General features: G+C 35.3%; 17 protein-coding genes. 9 read left to right on the top strand and 8 right to left on the bottom strand.

The genetic code is table 11. The annotated features are described in order from the left end of the window. Positions 1-24: 24 nt before the first annotated feature. The gene (locus tag E0Y80_RS13340; protein WP_156308167.1) at positions 25-495 is read right to left on the bottom strand and encodes an Lrp/AsnC ligand binding domain-containing protein; all 471 of its coding nucleotides are present in this window, start codon (positions 493-495) and stop codon (positions 25-27) included. A 378-nt stretch (positions 496-873) separates the two neighbouring features. Here E0Y80_RS13340 and E0Y80_RS13345 point away from each other — a divergent pair, with 378 nt between their 5' ends. Next, the gene (locus E0Y80_RS13345) at positions 874-1917 is read left to right on the top strand and encodes a hypothetical protein (protein WP_156308168.1); all 1044 of its coding nucleotides are present in this window, start codon (positions 874-876) and stop codon (positions 1915-1917) included. Here the strand turns inward: E0Y80_RS13345 and ruvC are convergent. Beyond that, positions 1914-2477: a crossover junction endodeoxyribonuclease RuvC gene (gene ruvC / locus E0Y80_RS13350; RefSeq protein ID WP_156308169.1), complete on the bottom strand. Its 564-nt coding sequence runs from the start codon at positions 2475-2477 to the stop codon at positions 1914-1916. The genes E0Y80_RS13345 and ruvC overlap by 4 nt on opposite strands. 87 nt (positions 2478-2564) lie before the next feature. Between ruvC and E0Y80_RS13355 the strand changes: the two genes are divergently transcribed. Together E0Y80_RS13355 and E0Y80_RS13360 are read left to right on the top strand one after the other, a co-directional pair. Next, positions 2565-3539, top strand: coding sequence for a lysylphosphatidylglycerol synthase domain-containing protein (locus E0Y80_RS13355; protein WP_156308170.1), 975 nt, complete (start codon positions 2565-2567; stop codon positions 3537-3539). 16 nt (positions 3540-3555) lie between these two features. Continuing rightward, complete coding sequence (locus tag E0Y80_RS13360; RefSeq protein WP_156308171.1) at positions 3556-4656, top strand: glycosyltransferase family 2 protein; 1101 nt, start codon at positions 3556-3558, stop codon at positions 4654-4656. Position 4657: 1 nt separating this feature from the next. Here E0Y80_RS13360 and E0Y80_RS13365 read toward each other — a convergent pair whose 3' ends face one another. Continuing rightward, the gene (locus tag E0Y80_RS13365; RefSeq protein ID WP_156308172.1) at positions 4658-5404 is read right to left on the bottom strand and encodes a lysophospholipid acyltransferase family protein; all 747 of its coding nucleotides are present in this window, start codon (positions 5402-5404) and stop codon (positions 4658-4660) included. A gap of 136 nt (positions 5405-5540) precedes the next feature. Here E0Y80_RS13365 and E0Y80_RS13370 point away from each other — a divergent pair, with 136 nt between their 5' ends. Genes E0Y80_RS13370 through E0Y80_RS13385 form a run of 4 tightly spaced genes read left to right on the top strand, consistent with a single transcriptional unit; the run spans position 5541 to position 8233 of the window. Then, entirely contained in the window at positions 5541-5810 is a 270-nt protein-coding gene (locus E0Y80_RS13370) for a DUF2089 family protein (RefSeq protein WP_156308173.1), read from the top strand. 1 nt (position 5811) lies between these two features. Continuing rightward, entirely contained in the window at positions 5812-6276 is a 465-nt protein-coding gene (locus tag E0Y80_RS13375) for a hypothetical protein (protein ID WP_156308174.1), read from the top strand. Next, positions 6266-6865, top strand: coding sequence for a hypothetical protein (locus E0Y80_RS13380; RefSeq protein WP_156308175.1), 600 nt, complete (start codon positions 6266-6268; stop codon positions 6863-6865). Before E0Y80_RS13375 ends, E0Y80_RS13380 begins: the two co-directional genes overlap by 11 nt. 3 nt (positions 6866-6868) lie before the next feature. Beyond that, positions 6869-8233: an alpha/beta hydrolase family protein gene (locus E0Y80_RS13385; RefSeq protein ID WP_156308176.1), complete on the top strand. Its 1365-nt coding sequence runs from the start codon at positions 6869-6871 to the stop codon at positions 8231-8233. 90 nt (positions 8234-8323) lie between these two features. On the opposite strand, the gene E0Y80_RS13390 is transcribed toward E0Y80_RS13385, so the two are convergent. The 5 genes from E0Y80_RS13390 to E0Y80_RS13410 all read right to left on the bottom strand — a co-directional run bounded on the left by E0Y80_RS13390 (position 8324) and on the right by E0Y80_RS13410 (position 14982). Then, positions 8324-9706, bottom strand: a complete 1383-nt coding sequence (locus tag E0Y80_RS13390; RefSeq protein WP_156308177.1) for a RagB/SusD family nutrient uptake outer membrane protein — start codon at positions 9704-9706, stop codon at positions 8324-8326. 18 nt (positions 9707-9724) lie between these two features. After that, entirely contained in the window at positions 9725-12691 is a 2967-nt protein-coding gene (locus E0Y80_RS13395) for a SusC/RagA family TonB-linked outer membrane protein (RefSeq protein ID WP_197091598.1), read from the bottom strand. Positions 12692-12973: 282 nt separating this feature from the next. Next, the gene (locus E0Y80_RS13400) at positions 12974-13684 is read right to left on the bottom strand and encodes an SDR family NAD(P)-dependent oxidoreductase (RefSeq protein WP_156308179.1); all 711 of its coding nucleotides are present in this window, start codon (positions 13682-13684) and stop codon (positions 12974-12976) included. Further along, positions 13684-14604 (bottom strand): lysylphosphatidylglycerol synthase transmembrane domain-containing protein, encoded by a 921-nt coding sequence (locus E0Y80_RS13405; RefSeq protein ID WP_156308180.1) that lies wholly within the window; start codon positions 14602-14604, stop codon positions 13684-13686. Before E0Y80_RS13405 ends, E0Y80_RS13400 begins: the two co-directional genes overlap by 1 nt. 18 nt (positions 14605-14622) lie before the next feature. Further along, entirely contained in the window at positions 14623-14982 is a 360-nt protein-coding gene (locus tag E0Y80_RS13410; RefSeq protein WP_231596045.1) for a hypothetical protein, read from the bottom strand. 27 nt (positions 14983-15009) lie between these two features. Between E0Y80_RS13410 and E0Y80_RS13415 the strand changes: the two genes are divergently transcribed. Both E0Y80_RS13415 and gmd read left to right on the top strand, forming a co-directional pair. Beyond that, complete coding sequence (locus tag E0Y80_RS13415; protein ID WP_156308181.1) at positions 15010-15570, top strand: hypothetical protein; 561 nt, start codon at positions 15010-15012, stop codon at positions 15568-15570. 142 nt (positions 15571-15712) lie between these two features. Further along, a complete protein-coding gene (gene gmd / locus E0Y80_RS13420) occupies positions 15713-16864 on the top strand; it encodes a GDP-mannose 4,6-dehydratase (RefSeq protein ID WP_156308182.1) in 1152 nt (383 codons plus the stop codon). The last annotated feature ends 35 nt before the right edge of the window (positions 16865-16899 follow it).

Below are 16899 nucleotides of genomic sequence, written 5' to 3' on the forward strand. Positions count from 1 at the left end.
AAAAGCGGGCATTGCCCGCTTTTTTTATAGAGTGATTTGTCTTTTGATGCTCTCTTCTAAAGAAATAATGGTTTCAGTACGTTGAATACCTTTCAAACCTTGTATATCTTCATTTAAAACTTTGCGTAAGTGCGCTGTGTCTTTACAGATGATCTTAGCGAACATACTATATTGCCCCGTACAATAGTGAACCTCTACCACTTCTTTTACTTGTCTTAGCTGTTCAACAGCATCTGCATATTGAGATCCTTTCTCTAAATAGATTCCAAGGAACGCCGTAATGTCAAATCCAACCTTTTGAGGGTTGATTATTAGGTTAGATCCTCGAATTATTCCCAATTCTTCCATTTTTTTCATGCGAACATGGATAGTTCCACCAGAAACTATTAGTTTTTTAGCTATTTCTGTGTATGGAATTGAGGCATCTTCCATTAAAATGGATAAAATTTGAACATCAAGGTTGTCTAAATCGTAATTTGAATAGTTTTTTTCCATAAAAATGGTATTTATCTGTTAATTTATGTTGTGTTTTTTAAAAATATCCAAAAAAATCAAATAAATTTCTATTTATTTGATATAAAATTTAAATTTGTATCAACAAACATGATAAAACATTACAATGTTTGCATGTTACTTCCCTCAAAATAACATAGGTTTATAATTGGTTAGCGTAGAAGCTCCTCGCCCGGGGAGCTTCTTCCATTTATAAGCCCTTCTAAATTTTAATTCTAATTTCTAATTTTTCAAAAATAATAACAATTCTTGTGATATTAATAATCAATTGGTAAAATTATGTCATTTTTTTTAACAGTTTTACATTGATGTATAGAACAAGTATTTTTCGTACATTCGTTTTGATCACATTTGCTCGCTATGAAAGAAGATGATGTAAAGATTTCGCGCAAAAAACCAATATTTCCTGTTGGACCAGGATTGTTGAAATACTTAAAAGCCTATCAAAGAGATGGTAAGCTCCCATTGGCATATTCTGACCTTTTGAACTTTCAAGAAACCATTCCTTCATTGGATAAATTTGGAAATGATACGCTTTGGGAAATCCCTTTATATCCTCCCTATGTACAAGATGTATTATATGATCAGCTTAAAATTGTTTATGCGCAACTTAAAGCATCAGGAAATACGAGAATTGTGCAGCATAAGGTTATTGAAAAAATAGAATTTTGTGCATTTGGAAATACGCATCCATTCCGTATAAAAATAGTAAACAGACTAAATGACGTCTATGATTACTTCTATATTAAACAAGCAGATGCCTCACGGATTTATGGCTTGGAGCTTGAAGAAATAGTCTCCCCGAATCAAGTTAATTACCTTTATGATCGAGAAACATTAGTAGAAGAGCATATCGTTGGAATTCCGGGGGATACTTTTGCTAAGACTAGAATGGATGCACCAGATTATAATCAAACTCGAATAGCAAAAGAATTTGTCAAATTCAATGAAAGATGTGTAATTTCCATGCTTGGCGACATGCGTGCTTATAATTTTGTTATGCAAATAACCCCTGACTTTGATGATTTTCAATTTAGGATAAGAGCAATTGACTTTGACCAACAATTCTATGAAGGAAATATTAAAGTTTATTTACCTCAGTTCTTTAAGGAAAACCTTCCTTACGTAAAACTTTCCATGGACCATCTAAATGAGAAAACTGTTCTTCAATATCAACAAGAAGAAAGATCTTCCATAGTGCACCGTGTAAGAAGCGAAAGACATCGCATTAAAGATTTAAGGGACGCATCAAGTACGCAGCAACTATCGACTAAAGAAAACATCGAAAAGTTGAGAGAGGGGTATGCAAAGTATTATGAAAATGATCAATATTATCGATGTCATTCAATGACTGATATTATTGAATTGAATGTAAAGAATGTAATTCGTCAAGTTCAGCTCTAACGTATTCTTTTTTGGTTGTCTTTGACAAAAGCTTCCCAGCCTGTGTAGTTTTTACTTCCGCTAGAAAGATTTTGTTGGAAAGCGTGACATACAGCAACAGCCAAACCATCAGTAGCATCTAGGAACTCGGGAGTTTCTTTAAAGCTTAAAAGAGTTTGAAGCATAGAAGCAACTTGTTCTTTGCTTGCGTTTCCATTACCGGTAACAGATTGTTTAATTTTTCTTGGTGAATACTCGAAAATAGGAATGTCGGAATTTAATGCAGCAGCCATGGCCACACCTTGTGCACGACCTAATTTAAGCATGACTTGAATGTTCTTGCCGTAAAAGGGTGCTTCCAAAGCAACACAATCAGGCTTGTATTCCGCTATCAAGGCACTAGTTTTCTTAAAGATTCGCTGCAGTTTTAAAGCATGATCATCAAGATGTCCCATTTTAATTACGCCAAGGGTAATCAATGAGATCTTTTTATTAACCTCCTTTAATATACCATATCCCAAAACCACTGTCCCTGGGTCAATTCCTAAAATAATTCGCTCTTTCGCAGGTTCCTTTTGCATACTGCAATAATACGATTTTCTAAACATTGCTGTCTAAAAACGGTTATTAATTAAAAAATTATTAAAATTGTGCTTTCTTAAGCAAAATTGACAAAGACACAGCGAAAATATCTCAATCTATTGATTAAAATAGCTATAGTAGCTCTAGCCATGTGGTTTGTGGTTACTAAGGTGAATAATCAAAAAAATCTAAGAGAATTTGAACATTTAATAAATCAGGTAGATCCAACAACCATTCGATTAGTTCTTACTGCAGTCTTTATTCTCATGTTTGTCAATTGGTTTCTTGAGGTCATAAAATGGCGATACCTAAGTCGAAGAATAGAACCGTTAGGATTATGGAAGGCGATTAAATCTGTTTTTTGTGGGCTTACATGGGCGATATTCACTCCGAACCGAATAGGGGAGTATGGGGGACGGGTAATGCTTCTCAAACCAGAGAATCGAGCCTCCGGAGCCGTAGCAATGGGAGTGGGCTTATTTGCTCAACTCGTGCTGACAAGTATCTTTGGCGCATTGAGTATTGCTTGGTTTGTTACAACGTTTCTTGAAACTCCAACTTCTGTAGATTTTGGAGTATGGCTAATTGCGATTATTTATGCTTTAGCCTTCCTGATTCTTTATTTTAATGTTGCTTGGGTAGACTATCTTGTAGGTAAAGTGAAATTCCTTGCAAAGATAAAACCTTTCTTTGCAGTGCTCGAGGATTTTACAATCAAAGAATTAGCTCATGTTCTTTTACTCTCAGCATTCAGATTTGGAATTTTTACCTCACAGTATATCATATTGATGTTGGTGTTTCTGCCAGAGTTGCCCTTTGTTTCTATGGTACTCATGATATTCATTATGTTTTTTATTCAATCAGCAGTACCTTCTTTAGATATTTTTGACTTTAGTGTTCGTAGTTTTGTAGCAAGCAATTTGTATGCTTATATTACAACGCAAGAAATTGCTGTCATGGCAATTGTATCCTGTGTTTGGTTTGTGAATCTTATATTTCCAGCTATTATCGGAGCATTTTTTGTATTTAATGTGAATTATATCAGTGATAATAAATCTTAGTTTTTTTCTTTTTATCATGACCATTGTTTATGTGGTCTTGGTGTTGTATATGCGAAATGGATGGATGAAACTTCCTTATTTTCATCCCGGGAAATTCATTCCTCATTCAAAAGTTACGGTCATTATCGCAGCAAGAAATGAGGAAGAGAATATTGCCAAGATTTTAGATTGCATCGGGTCCCAGGAATTTCCAAAAGAACAATTAGAGGTCATTGTGGTTGATGACCATTCAACCGATAAAACAGGGGAGATTGTTTTAAGTTATGCCAATCAGGGAGTGAAATTAATAACCCTTAATGAAGGGAATAAATTGAATTCATATAAGAAGTTCGCAATTAATAAAGCTATTAACGTAGCTACAGGAGATGTGATCATTACCACGGATGCTGATTGCCGAATGGGACCAAAATGGATTTTGAGTATCATCCAGTATATGGAAACAGAGAACAAATTAATGGTGTCCTCCCCTGTCTGTTATGATGAGGAAAAATCATATTTCGAAAGATTGCAGACACTTGAATTTTTATATTTAATAGGATTAGGTGCTGCTGGTATAGGAAATGGTAACCCCACAACTTGTAATGGGGCAAACTTAGCCTACAAAAAGTCTCTGTTTTTTGAAATGGGTGGATTTAATGGGATTGATGAATTAGCCTCTGGTGATGACGAATTATTGCTTCATAAAGTTGCTGAGAAGAATGCAGATCGGATTGGATTCTGTAAATCTATTGATGCTGTAGTCTACACGGATGCAAAGGAAAACCTAAAATCATTTTTAAGCCAAAGGAAAAGATGGGCATCCAAAAGTACCAAATACAAAGACAAAAAAGTTGTAATCCTTGGAGTCAGTATTTGGCTTTTTAATTTATCCTTTTTGCTCAGTCTATTGTTCTTGATTTTTGGAATCTACGATGCAAGTGAATTAGTGCTCACATCCTTATTCATGAAGTTCTTGGTCGAATTAGCTTTCCTTTATCCAATTCTGAATTTTGTAAATAGAAAGGAACTATTGTGGAAGCTTCCTTTATTAACCGTTATCCATTCCCTTTATTTTGTCTACATAGGAATTGTGGGTAATATCGGTAAGTATGATTGGAAAGGTAGGACCGTAAAATAGATTAATTATTTTCTTCTTTTACTTTTTCGCGGATTAAATCTTCTGCTTTTTTAACAATCTCTTCCGCGTTTAATCCTGTGGTATCAATAGGATCTAAAACTTCCCATGTCATGTGAGTAAATGGCCTTAATGGAAAAGCTCCCCATTCAACCATCTTGTAAGATCCGTTGATTGCAATAGGAACAACCAATGCTTCAGGGTTTTTCTTCAATAATGTAGCAATTCCACCCACTGAAAAGGTTTTCATTTTCCCTGTTTTAGTTCTTGTGCCTTCGGGAAAGATAAATGCAGACCAGTTATTTTTCTTCATATTATTGGCAAGCGTCAGAATTTCTGCGATTGATTGCTTTGGATCTTTCCTGTCAATGTTTGCTGCACCGCCATGTTTCAAATTAAAGGAGATGCTGGGAATATTGGCAGTCATTAATTCAATTTTTGATATGAATTTGCCATGAAATCTCCTTAAAAAATAAATCAATGGTGGAATGTCATAAGTACTTTGATGGTTTGCAATAAAAACAATGGGTTTTCCTACAGGGATATTTTTATTATCAATAAATTGTGTTCTATTGAAAAGAGTGTAGTTACATGCGACAAGGAATCCATTTAATATGTCCACACTTTTTTTATGAGCAGCATACCCACCAAGTTTAAGACATAACCACTGAATGGGATGAAAAATAAGCAATGATAATGCAAAACAAATGTAAAAAATTGGAGTAAGGATAAAACCTAATAGCTTTCTCATGTTCAATCTAAAATTCAGCAAATATACAAATAAGTCTATTTCAAAGCATTTAACAATTATTAACCTAATTAATGTTTAGTCGTTGTTGAATAATATTAAAACATTTTTTAAATTTATTAATATTTATATTTATAATATGAAATTTCCTATTCAATGTCCAGCTTGCAATACTGAAATGACTGTTGTCAAATTACATTGTGAAAACTGTGAAACTGAAGTTTCTGGCAAGTTCAACTTTCCTCTTTTAATGCGCTTGGAACCGGAAGAACAAGAATTCATAATTGAGTTTTTGCTCAATTCCGGAAGTTTAAAGGAAATGGCCAATAAATTGGGTAAGAGTTATCCAACTGTAAGGAATAAATTAGATGAGTTGATTGATAAAGTGAAAACATTACAACCTAAATAAAATGAAAAGCTTTAAAGAAACACAAAACATGTTTGCTACTTGGTTGCTATTAATCCTGTTACCCATTATTGGATACCAGATTTATCAGGATTTATCCAACCAAGAAGATTTATTTAGAAATCCAGCAATTCTAATTACTACGGTTGTAATTATTGGGTTAATATTTCTCCGCTTAAAAACGAACTATACAGCGCAAGGAATCCATATTGTTTTTATCCCATTTGTATGGAAAAAATTTATTTCTTGGGATGACATAGCTCATGCCTATATGCGTGAATATGGAATTTCTGACTTTGGAGGTTGGGGGTATCGATTTGGAAAGGACGGAAGAGCATTCACTGCTAAGGGTAATAAAGGAATCCAATTGGTTTTAAAAGATAGTAGCAAGGTATTGATAGGAACGCAATATCCTGAGAAACTGCAAGAGATTATTAACCTGTATAAACCGTACAAAGATGAGTTCTAAGAATCTTTTAAATATCTTTTTAAATCCATTTGAGGATATAAAAAGTAATACCCTTTTAGTAATTGGTACAATAGGATTTATCCTACTCAGTATATTGGGTTATTTTTTTCATTTTATTAATGATGGAATTATTCAAATACACCCATCAGTAACTAAAGAATTTTGGAAATATTTAGTTAACGGATCAATAAATACTCTTAGTCTTACTGTTATTCTCTTCCTATATGGTAAAATGGTTAATAATAAAACAAGGGCCGAGGATGTCCTAATTGCTGTTTTAATTGCCCAGATTGCCTTGATATTTATTGTTGTGGTAAGCTTAAATCCATATTCCACGGAAATTAGCCAAAATATACTGCAAGAAATTGAAAAGGGGAATATTGCACATTTGAAAATTGAAACAACGAGTTTAATTATTCTAACGATTAGTGGGATTATAGGCATTGTTTTCTTGTATTATTTCTTTCATCTATTAGTAATAGGAATGAAAGTTGCCATAAATAGTAAAAAGTTATCACACACGATTGTTATCGTGGTACTAACACTTGTCCTTGACATGATATTAAAGATTACATATCCTTATTTATAAGAAATGAGAAAGTATATTTTATTATTGGTTTCGATCTGTTGCTTTTCACTGGGATTTTCGCAATCGTTCGAAGGTAATTGGAAGGGAGTCTTGCAAGTTTCAGGAATGGATTTGCCCTTAATTTTTGAATTTAAATACAATGGAAGTTGGGAAGGGACAATGCAAAGTCCAAAGCAAGCTCCAAATAAATTCCCGTTAAGCAGTTTACGTGCAGAGGGAGATTCAATTTTTGTTGAATTAAAAAACATGGGGGTGAAGTACTCAGGAAAAATTTCTTCAGATCGTCATGCGGTAGACGGTCAATTTGAACAAGGTCAATTAAAAGCAAACCTTCAATTAAAGAAGTTAACCGCAGATGAAGCTGATCAAGTTGGAAGTTTTAAACGTTCCCAACGAGTTAATCCACCATATAGTTATGATACTGTAGACGTAACTTTTGAAAACTCAATTGATAAAGTGAGCCTTTCAGGTACGATTACAAAACCCAAAATACCGGGAAAATACCCTGCAGTAATATTGGTTTCTGGTAGCGGTCCTCAAGATCGTAATGAAACCCTAATGGGGCATGAACCTTTCAAAATATTAGCAGACTATTTGACTAAGAATAATATTGTCGTTCTTCGATATGATGATAGGGGGGTAGGCAAATCCAAAGGAGATTTTAGTAAAAGTACAACAGGTGACTTTGGAAAAGATGCCCTTGCAGCTTTAAACTTTTTGAGAAAACATCCGCAGGTTGATCCTTTGAAGGTTGGGATTATTGGACACAGTGAGGGTGGACTTATCGCTACCATTCTTGCAGGGCAACAAGCTAGTGGCTTGAATTTCATTGTGACTTTGGCAGGACCAACAATTAAGATGGACTCTTTAATGTTGCTTCAGAATGAAGCTGTCTTGAAATCTCAAGGAAAATCTATTTCAAAAGAAGATTTAGCAATGATTAAGCGGAATTATGAAATTATGGCTTCAGATATGCCAAGTGATAAGGCATTTGATGCTATTAGAAATAATATGAAATCAATCAAAGGAAGTCAAAATTTAGAGAGTGCAAATGAAATCGCTTCTTTAGTCACACCATGGTTTCGTCATTTCATAAAAATAGACCCTATCCCTTTTATAAGAAAAATTAAAATCCCTGTTTTTGCCGCCTTTGGAGGTAAGGATGTACAAGTGCCTGCAATTCAAAATATGGAAAGTCTTAAGAATAACCTTCCTAAAAATAAATTGGATCGATTTACAATTTATCCGAGTTTTAATCACCTATTCCAAAATGCAAATACAGGAGCAGTTTCGGAATATATAGAGATTGAAGAAACGATGAATCCTGAATTAATGAAAGATATCACCCAATGGATTAAAACCCTCTAAAACGAGGAAATATAAAAAAATCCGTTCCAATTGTTGTGGAACGGATTTTTTTGTAATGATATCCGCCTATTGGCGAATTATCCTGTATGTTTAATTGCTTGAGTATCCTGGATTTTGCTCTAAAGCTGGATTCACAGAAATTTCACGATATGGAATAGGAAATACTAATTCCTTTGCATTGTAGGCAAAGGTGCCAATATTTCTTTTCGTTCTCTTTAAATCATGGATTCTATAGCCTTCAAAAGCTAATTCCTTATCTCTTTCTGTCAGTACTTCAGTCAAGGAGAGCGAAGTTAAATTAGATAATCCAGCTCGTTCCCTTAATAAATTTACATCATTTACCGGACTATCACCAACAGATGTACTTAACCTAAGATTACATTCAGCTCTAGTCAGATATAACTCCGTTAAACGCACTACTGGAATATTATCAAAATAATTATACCACTTACGAGTAAACCAACCTGTTTTTGCTCCATTTCCAGCATAAATCATTTGAGTTCTGCGTTTGTCATTAGCATCATAAGTGTTATAATATGACGTTAAAATGCTTAAATCTCCACGACCTACTTTACCGCCAGTATTATTCAGATAGCTTGAGTAAAAAGTAGCTAAACCATCGTTTGAGGAACCTGCATTACTTTGTTCATTCTGCTGTATTTCAAATATACCTTCCGAGGAATTTGGACTGCGAAAAGGTGCTTCTAGATTCGTAGCAAGAGAATATTCACCTGATTCTATAATAGTATTAGCTAAATCTCTAGCCTTGTCATATTTTCCTTGCTGTAGATAAAGTCTTGCTAACATACCTTGGGAAGCAGCGAGGTCTGCTGGGTAGTCTGCTAATTTTGAAATGGAAGCCAATAGGTCCTGCTCTGCTTGTGCATAAGTTTCAGCCACTGTATTTCTTTTAATTCCCTTAACAATATCCTCAAATTTGGTAACCGCCTTCAATGTAATTGGGACACCCAGGCTTGCATTTGCAGCTCCTGCTTCGTAAGGTAATCCATAAAGTCTCACCAGTTCAAAGTACATAATCCCTCTGATGAAGTAGGCTTTCCCTTCAACTTCTGCTTTCATATCCTCGTCTGTAATAATCGGAAGAGCTTGTAATACCGTGTTAGCGGCATTGATAGCTTTATATGCATTCGTCCAAGTCCTAGTTACATCCTCATTGGTCGCAATAATGTTCTGATTCGAAATATCGCGATAGGTAGAAAACGAACCTGTCCAGTTCAGATAATTAGGACTAGCATATAAATCGGGAACCATCACTAAGTTCGTCCCATATAATGCCCCTTCTGCAATAATGGTATAAGCTCCTATTAATGCATTGTTCACATCAGCAGGCGTTGATAAAGCTTTGTCAGACGATATATCGTCTACTGGTTCTATATCTAGTTTTTTTCCACAAGATCCCATCGTTAGTGCTACAACTACTGCGGGGATTGTTATATATTTTAAAATGTTCATGATAATTCGCTTAGATAATTAAAAACCAACATTGATTCCAAAAGTAATAGTTCTTGGCTGGGGTGCAGTGTAGAAATCCGTTCCTAACTGATACCTTCCAGCAAATGTAGTATTGATCTCAGGATCATATCCGTTGTATTTGGTAAATGTTAATAGGTTGGTTGCCGATACAAAAATACGTGCTGTTTGCATATACGCCTTATTTGCAATGCTGCTAGGAAGGTTATACCCAAATACAACATTTTTTACACGGAAATAGGAGCCATCTTGAACATACCTCGAAGAAGGGCGGGTACCATTTGCCTCATCAAATCTTGGCTGAGGGATCATAGTTACATCTCCTGGTTTCTTCCAGTAATTCATTTGATCTAAGGTTTGGTTATCAAAGTAGTCACCATTTGTTGACTGAAAACCTCCTGCCGCATTGTAAATGTCATTGCCATAAACAAATTGAGTTTGAATAGCTAAATCAAAACTTTTATATGAAAAATTGTTTCCAAATCCTCCGTAAAATTTAGGGTTTGGATCACCTATCCACTGGTCTGCAGCTTCAGAATAGACATTAGTTGTCTTAGATTTTGTGTCGTCCAAATAATAAAGGGCATCCCCATTTTCAGTGTCAACTCCGGCATAAGCTTTTCCATAGAAAAAACCATAAGGCATACCTTCTTCTATCCTACCTAAGTATCTTCCTCCTGGATAGATAGGTTGTCCATCAACAAGCTTTAAGATTTTGTTTTTATTGAAGGATAGATTGAATGATGTACTCCATTTAAATTCTCCAACAAAGTTTTTTGAGTTTAAAGTAATCTCAACCCCTTTGTTTTCCATGTCTCCAACATTTTGGAGAATGGTCGTAAATCCAGTTGTCGATTCAATAGGCACATCTAACAATAGGTCTGTTGTTTTCTTGAAATATGCATCAACAGTTCCTGAAAGTCTATCGTTAAAAAATCCGAAATCTACACCGAAGTTGCTTGAAGTCGTATTTTCCCAAGTTAATTTTTCATCTCCTAATCTTAACGGCACTGTTCCTGGTATTCCGGCATAATTTGCTCCAGTATACAATGTTCTAGGTCCGAAGTTGTCAATTTCCGCATTACCAGTTCTGCCATAACTGGCTCTTAGTTTTAAGAAAGATAGCGTTGAGTTTCCTTGCAAGAAATCTTCTTCGGATACTACCCAGCCTAAAGATGCCGCTGGAAAGGATCCATATCTTGATTCTTTACCGAATCGCGAAGAACCATCGATACGGAAAGTGGCTTCTAATAAATACCTGTTTTTATATTTATAATTTGCTCTTGCAAAATAGGATAGAAATGAAAATCTTGACTCCGATGAACTTGCATTAGATTTTATTGCAGCACTGATTATTTTTGTGAACTGATCTGAAGGAAAACTCTTTCCTTCGGCCATCGTATATCTAAATTGACCTTCTTGATAAGCCATACCCGCCAATGCGCTGAAATCATGAACATCATTGAAGGTTTTGGTATAGGTTAAGGTGTTGTTGGTGTTGAAATTGATCGATCGTGCCTGATAATTCCAAGCATATCCTCCAACATCTCCTCCGTCCTGTGTCCTAGATCCTAAATATATTTCCTCTTCTAAATTTTGGAAATCCATACCATATTCTGAACGGAAAGTTAAATCTGAAGTGATTTTTGCGCTAGCATAAGCTGTTCCAAATGTCCTATAAGTGTTTGAAAGATTTTTGCCGTTTTCCAGATCAATTAAGTTGTTATAGTAAACGGTGTAATTATTCAGTTCTCCATTTTCGTCACGGATGGGTTGTATAGGTGGAAGGGCATTTAACTGCAATGGATTTGAAAAGGCATTGTCACTGCTTACACGGTAATTGTCGATTTTATTGATGTTGATTGTACCGCCTAAATCTAACCATGAATTTGCAGAATGGTCAACTCCTAAGCGGCCAGAGGTTCTAACGAACCTATTGCCGATAATAATACCTTTATTATCATTATAACTTCCAGATGCAATAAATCTTGTTTTAGCATCTCCTCCTGAAATATTTAAACTTATTTGCTGTACTCCACCTCTTCTTAATCCTTCATTCACCCAATTACTATCATAGTTTTTGTCCCAATCGTCTGTTCCCGTCCAATCTGACCAAAATTCACTTAATGATGGATAATCAGCATTTGGACCGATGTAACCAGCATTGGTAACGGCAGTGCCTAATAGCTCTTTGTATTGTGCTGCATTTAGAAATTCTCCTTTTTTTGTTGGGTCACTAAAACCTCCAAAATAGCCTAACTCAAATTTTGTCCGACCTGCTTTACCTTTTTTGGTTGTAATAATAACAACTCCATTTGATCCACGCGCACCATAGATAGCTGTGGCTGCAGCATCTTTTAATACATCCATGGATTCAATATCATCGGGACTGATTGCCGCCAATGGGTTATCAGGTTCATCATAGGTTCCCATAGGAGTTGTAATGATAGGTACTCCGTCAATAACATATAACGGTTGTGTACCCGCAGAGATTGAAGATATACCACGAACGCGAATCTGTAGTGCTTGACCTAATTTTCCACTACTTGTGTTTACAAAGACACCTGATGCACGTCCTTGAAGCGCACTTTCAACGGTTTGCAATGGTACATCCTCTAAATCAGACATCTTAATGTTGGCAACTGAGCCTGTCATGTCTTTTTTAACCTGTGTACCATAGCCCACCACAACAACTTCTTCCAAATCAGCTGCTGAAGGTACCAACGCAATGTCGATACTGCTTCTATTCTCAATGGAGACTTGTTGTGATGCATAACCTACAAAGGTGAAATGTAGGGCCTTAATGTTTGAACTTAATCCAATTTCATAACGGCCGTTGCCATCCGTTTGGGCAGCAGAATTACTGCCAACTGCTCGAATGGTGACTCCGGAAATCGGAACATTGGTAACAGCGTCCGTCACCGTACCTGTAATAGTTTGGTCTTGCGCAAATACGGTTAATTGCATAAGGCAAAACGTTACGAAAAATAACAGCTTGCTTTTCATAAATTGTTTGTTGCGGTTAGTAATAGTATTTTTCAATAGGAGATGTTCGATCTCCTGAAGGTTAATATTAAAAATTAAATATATAAAAAATATATAATCCTAATATTTCAATTCTAAATTTTTAAGTATTTAAATAAAGAAAATTTATAAATTCTAATTACTGAAAAACAATAAATTAAAAAAGGTCATCATTATATACTAATGACGACCTTTTTAATAAATTAATATTACTTTTTTAATCTTTTACGGGGTAGTGTTTGAAACTGGTAAAACCTTACCATTATAATATTTACTGCCATTTTGAGCAAATTCTGCAATATACCTACCCATTTCAAAAGCTAAGGTGCCAGCCTCGATACCAGGAAAGGCGGTTTCAAACATTTCGGTTTGTGAAGAACCTAACGCAAGGCAATTGACCTTGATATTCCTGTCCTTTAATTCTTCCGCTAAGCATTCTGTTAAAATCGCCAATGCTCCTTTACTAGATGAATATGCAGATAAGCCTGGAAATTTAGCGGAGCCCTGAAATCCGCCCATGCTACCAATATTAACGATATGCCCTCCATCTGTCATCAACGGTACAATACTTTTGATCATTTGGATATGACCTAATAAATTAGATTGGAACATGTGTGCAATATCTTCCATACTCGATTCCATAAAAGGCTTATTGATTAATGCTCCTGCATTATTAATCAAAATATCTACTTTATCAAATTTGGACTGTATAAATGGTACCAATGACTCTGGATAATTATCAAATACAATGTCAAATTGAGCTGGGTACAGAGTCCCCCCATCATGATTTAATGAACTTGCAATTTCATGCAATTTCCTTAATTTATCTCCTGACCTCGCCAAGGCAATAACCTTATTTTCTTTATTTGCTGTTAAATCTAGAACTGCTTCAAATCCTATGCCGCTGCTAGCTCCTGTAATGATGATATTTGCCATTATTCTTCCTCTTCTTTATCAATTTCTTCTTCAACTTCTTTCGCTGATGGTAATTTGTCCGCTCCTAATCTTTGTGGCCTGAAAATATAATAAATCCCAGATGAGGCTACCAATAACGATATGATATAAAATATTAAACTAATTGTAACAGCAATATGGGGATCTAACTTTAGATAGGTAGCTAAGCTAAATATTACAGTTTCTCGAAGACCAATTGCGCCTCCTATGGAAGGAACAATCGCTACCAATGATGAAACCATAAATATCAAAAGAAATGGTGAAAATTTACCGTCGAAATTAATAGCATACAATATGAATATTGCAGTTAAGGTTTGAAATCCTTGAACACATAATGCTTTAAAATGAGTGGTAATAAAGTTTTTTAGAAACTGTTTAAAGAATAACCTTAAAACATATAAATAACTTAATGTACCAATTGCCAGCACCGCAATCGTAACGGCATTGGGAATCGCAAGTCGAGGCATAAATATCACTAGCGCTCCGGTGATAATACATAGTGCCCACAATCCAGAAAGCCTATCAAAAAATACAGCTCCTAATACTTGTCGCCTTGATATTTGGAAATTCTTCTTCAGGAAATATATTTTATAACCATCGCCACCAATTCCTCCGGGCAGAAAAAAATTGTATAGTAAACCTAATTGATAAAGCCTGAAGTTATACCGCTCACTCAATGTTAATCCAATTGCTTTAAAAAATGAATTTAGACGGGAAGATGCAACGATGATAGAGCAGCAATATGACAACAAGGCAAAGACTAAATATATGGGATTGCTATCTTTTAATGCCGAAGTAAGCTCATTTAATGAGATCTTGGTAGATACCCAATAAAGTGCCGCCAGAGTTATCAGAACTTTAATAATATTCTTAACGATATCCCAAATCTTAGTTTTTTCCATTTAATTATGAGCAATAAATTAGATCATCGGATAGATGCGGGAATAGAATAAAATCAAATAAATCAATAAAAATCCCCCACATAAACTAAATAACCAATTCAAATCAATACGATTGTATTTTTCTTTTAACATCATGAACATCAAAATTATAAAGATGATGAATAATGAAATGGGGGCAAATATAGCCCATTTGTTTGGAAAATTTAAGGAAATATTCTCTAGGATTTTAGCATCTTTGCTAAAAGCAAATACGATTCCGACAATTAAAATAATCATGACCAACCGAAGAATTGCTTTCGCTACAGTTTTGCTTATGGTATGATTTTTGGAAGTGTTGTTCATCAATGAAAATTGAGTTTTTAGTTTACTAATATACATTTATTATACTATTTTAAAATTTGTAATATGCATAAACGTATTATTTCGTTTTTATCTTTATTAACAGCTTTGTTAGTATTAGGTAGTTGTGGAGCACCTAAAAAAGGTACAACAGGTGGTTCTGAATCGGGAACAGTTTCTGCAGAAGGTCCTTCTGCATCTCAATGGCGTTCTGGTGTTAAAGGAAATTGGATTTTAAATTCAGTTACCCGCGAGAATATCCCAAGCAGCTATACTGTGAAAAATATGTTTGATGAAGCTCCAGTTGATTGTTTCATTGGTTCTTTATGGAATCTTCCTGGTGGTAACCAAAGAGGTAGCATTACTTTTAATGCCGAAGGTAACCTTTGTGCTAGTGGAACGGTACGTACCATTGTTTGGTCTATTTTCAACCCAGGTAAAACGGGTGGCCAGCCATCTTTCCAATTCAAGAAAATTTATGCAGGTGATAAAGCTGCAAACGTAACTAGTGGTTACCGTTTAGATTTATCTTATGCTGATGAAAATTCACTAGAAATGAGATTACCTGTTCCTTTGAATGAAGGTACTGGATTTTTGGTGCTGAAATTTAGCAGAGCTGGAGAATAATTCTAGCTCCATATTTCTGAATAAAAGCCATAGGCCAGTCCTATGGCTTTTTTATTTTTAATTATTTTGATATCCTTTCCCTAAAGGTTTTTCACAATCGTTTGTTTGAATTCTCTATATTTGTCCTGTTATAACAAATAGAATGAGTCAGGAAAGCAAAAAGGTTGCTCTTATCACGGGTATTACCGGTCAAGATGGAGCTTATTTAGCAGAATTTTTATTAAAAAAAGGCTATATCGTACATGGATTGAAACGAAGAAGTTCTTTGTTCAATACCGACCGTATAGATCATTTATACCAAGATCCGCACCAGTTGGGCCGTAATTTTGTCCTTCATTATGGCGACCTTACAGATTCCACCAATCTAATTCGTATCATTCAAGAAACAAAACCTGATGAAATTTATAACCTTGCCGCTCAATCGCATGTTAAAGTAAGTTTTGATACTCCAGAATATACTGCTAATGCCGATGGTTTAGGAACCCTTCGTATTCTAGAAGCTGTTCGTCTTTTAGGATTAACCCAGAAAACCAGAATTTACCAAGCTTCTACGTCAGAACTATACGGACTCGTTCAGGAAGTACCGCAAAGCGAAGCAACACCCTTCTATCCAAGAAGTCCATATGCTGTGGCGAAATTATATGGGTATTGGATTACAGTAAATTATCGCGAAGCCTATAACATGTATGCTTGTAATGGGATTTTATTTAATCATGAAAGTCCGGTGAGAGGGGAGACCTTTGTTACCCGCAAGATTACAAGAGCAGCAGCAAAAATTGCCCTGGGACTTCAAGACAAACTTTATCTAGGAAATCTGTCTGCCCAACGGGATTGGGGACATGCAAAGGACTATGTGGAAGCCATGTGGCTTATCCTTCAACAAGATGTACCTGAAGACTATGTTATTGCTACTGGTGTTACTACAACCGTGCGTGAATTCGTGAGAATGGCATTCGCAGAATTAGGTATTGAAATTGAATTCTCCGGAAAAGACGAAGCTGAAAAAGGTGTTATTATTGATCGTGATATCGATAGATTAAAACAATTGGGCCTTGACCCTGAAAAGATTAAACTTGGCCAAACCATTGTCAAAGTAGACCCAAGTTATTTCCGCCCAACGGAAGTCGACTTATTAATCGGGGATCCTTCCAAAGCCAATAAAAAATTAGGCTGGTTACCAAAATACAATCTCGAAATGCTTGTCAACGAAATGGTATTATCTGATCTCAAACTTATGCAAAGGGAAGAATACTTAAAACAAGGAGGTTTTGACATACTAAATTATTTTGAATAATAAGAAATTGGAACAATTTTTGCATTCGAAGATTA

It is taken from the genome of Sphingobacterium endophyticum (assembly GCF_009733535.1).
Taxonomy (GTDB): domain Bacteria; phylum Bacteroidota; class Bacteroidia; order Sphingobacteriales; family Sphingobacteriaceae; genus Sphingobacterium; species Sphingobacterium endophyticum.

Bases quoted from the DNA above. Each gene is read 5' to 3' on its own strand.
- E0Y80_RS13340 (WP_156308167.1), bottom strand. From the start codon at position 495: ATGGAAAAAAACTATTCAAATTACGATTTAGACAACCTTGATGTTCAA.
- E0Y80_RS13345 (WP_156308168.1), top strand. From the start codon at position 874: ATGAAAGAAGATGATGTAAAGATTTCGCGCAAAAAACCAATATTTCCT.
- ruvC (WP_156308169.1), bottom strand. From the start codon at position 2,477: ATGCAAAAGGAACCTGCGAAAGAGCGAATTATTTTAGGAATTGACCCA.
- E0Y80_RS13360 (WP_156308171.1), top strand. From the start codon at position 3,556: ATGACCATTGTTTATGTGGTCTTGGTGTTGTATATGCGAAATGGATGG.
- E0Y80_RS13365 (WP_156308172.1), bottom strand. From the start codon at position 5,404: ATGAGAAAGCTATTAGGTTTTATCCTTACTCCAATTTTTTACATTTGT.
- E0Y80_RS13370 (WP_156308173.1), top strand. From the start codon at position 5,541: ATGAAATTTCCTATTCAATGTCCAGCTTGCAATACTGAAATGACTGTT.
- E0Y80_RS13375 (WP_156308174.1), top strand. From the start codon at position 5,812: ATGAAAAGCTTTAAAGAAACACAAAACATGTTTGCTACTTGGTTGCTA.
- E0Y80_RS13380 (WP_156308175.1), top strand. From the start codon at position 6,266: ATGAGTTCTAAGAATCTTTTAAATATCTTTTTAAATCCATTTGAGGAT.
- E0Y80_RS13385 (WP_156308176.1), top strand. From the start codon at position 6,869: ATGAGAAAGTATATTTTATTATTGGTTTCGATCTGTTGCTTTTCACTG.
- E0Y80_RS13390 (WP_156308177.1), bottom strand. From the start codon at position 9,706: ATGAACATTTTAAAATATATAACAATCCCCGCAGTAGTTGTAGCACTA.
- E0Y80_RS13395 (WP_197091598.1), bottom strand. From the start codon at position 12,691: ATGCAATTAACCGTATTTGCGCAAGACCAAACTATTACAGGTACGGTG.
- E0Y80_RS13400 (WP_156308179.1), bottom strand. From the start codon at position 13,684: ATGGCAAATATCATCATTACAGGAGCTAGCAGCGGCATAGGATTTGAA.
- E0Y80_RS13405 (WP_156308180.1), bottom strand. From the start codon at position 14,604: ATGGAAAAAACTAAGATTTGGGATATCGTTAAGAATATTATTAAAGTT.
- E0Y80_RS13410 (WP_231596045.1), bottom strand. From the start codon at position 14,982: ATGTATATTAGTAAACTAAAAACTCAATTTTCATTGATGAACAACACT.
- E0Y80_RS13415 (WP_156308181.1), top strand. From the start codon at position 15,010: ATGCATAAACGTATTATTTCGTTTTTATCTTTATTAACAGCTTTGTTA.
- gmd (WP_156308182.1), top strand. From the start codon at position 15,713: ATGAGTCAGGAAAGCAAAAAGGTTGCTCTTATCACGGGTATTACCGGT.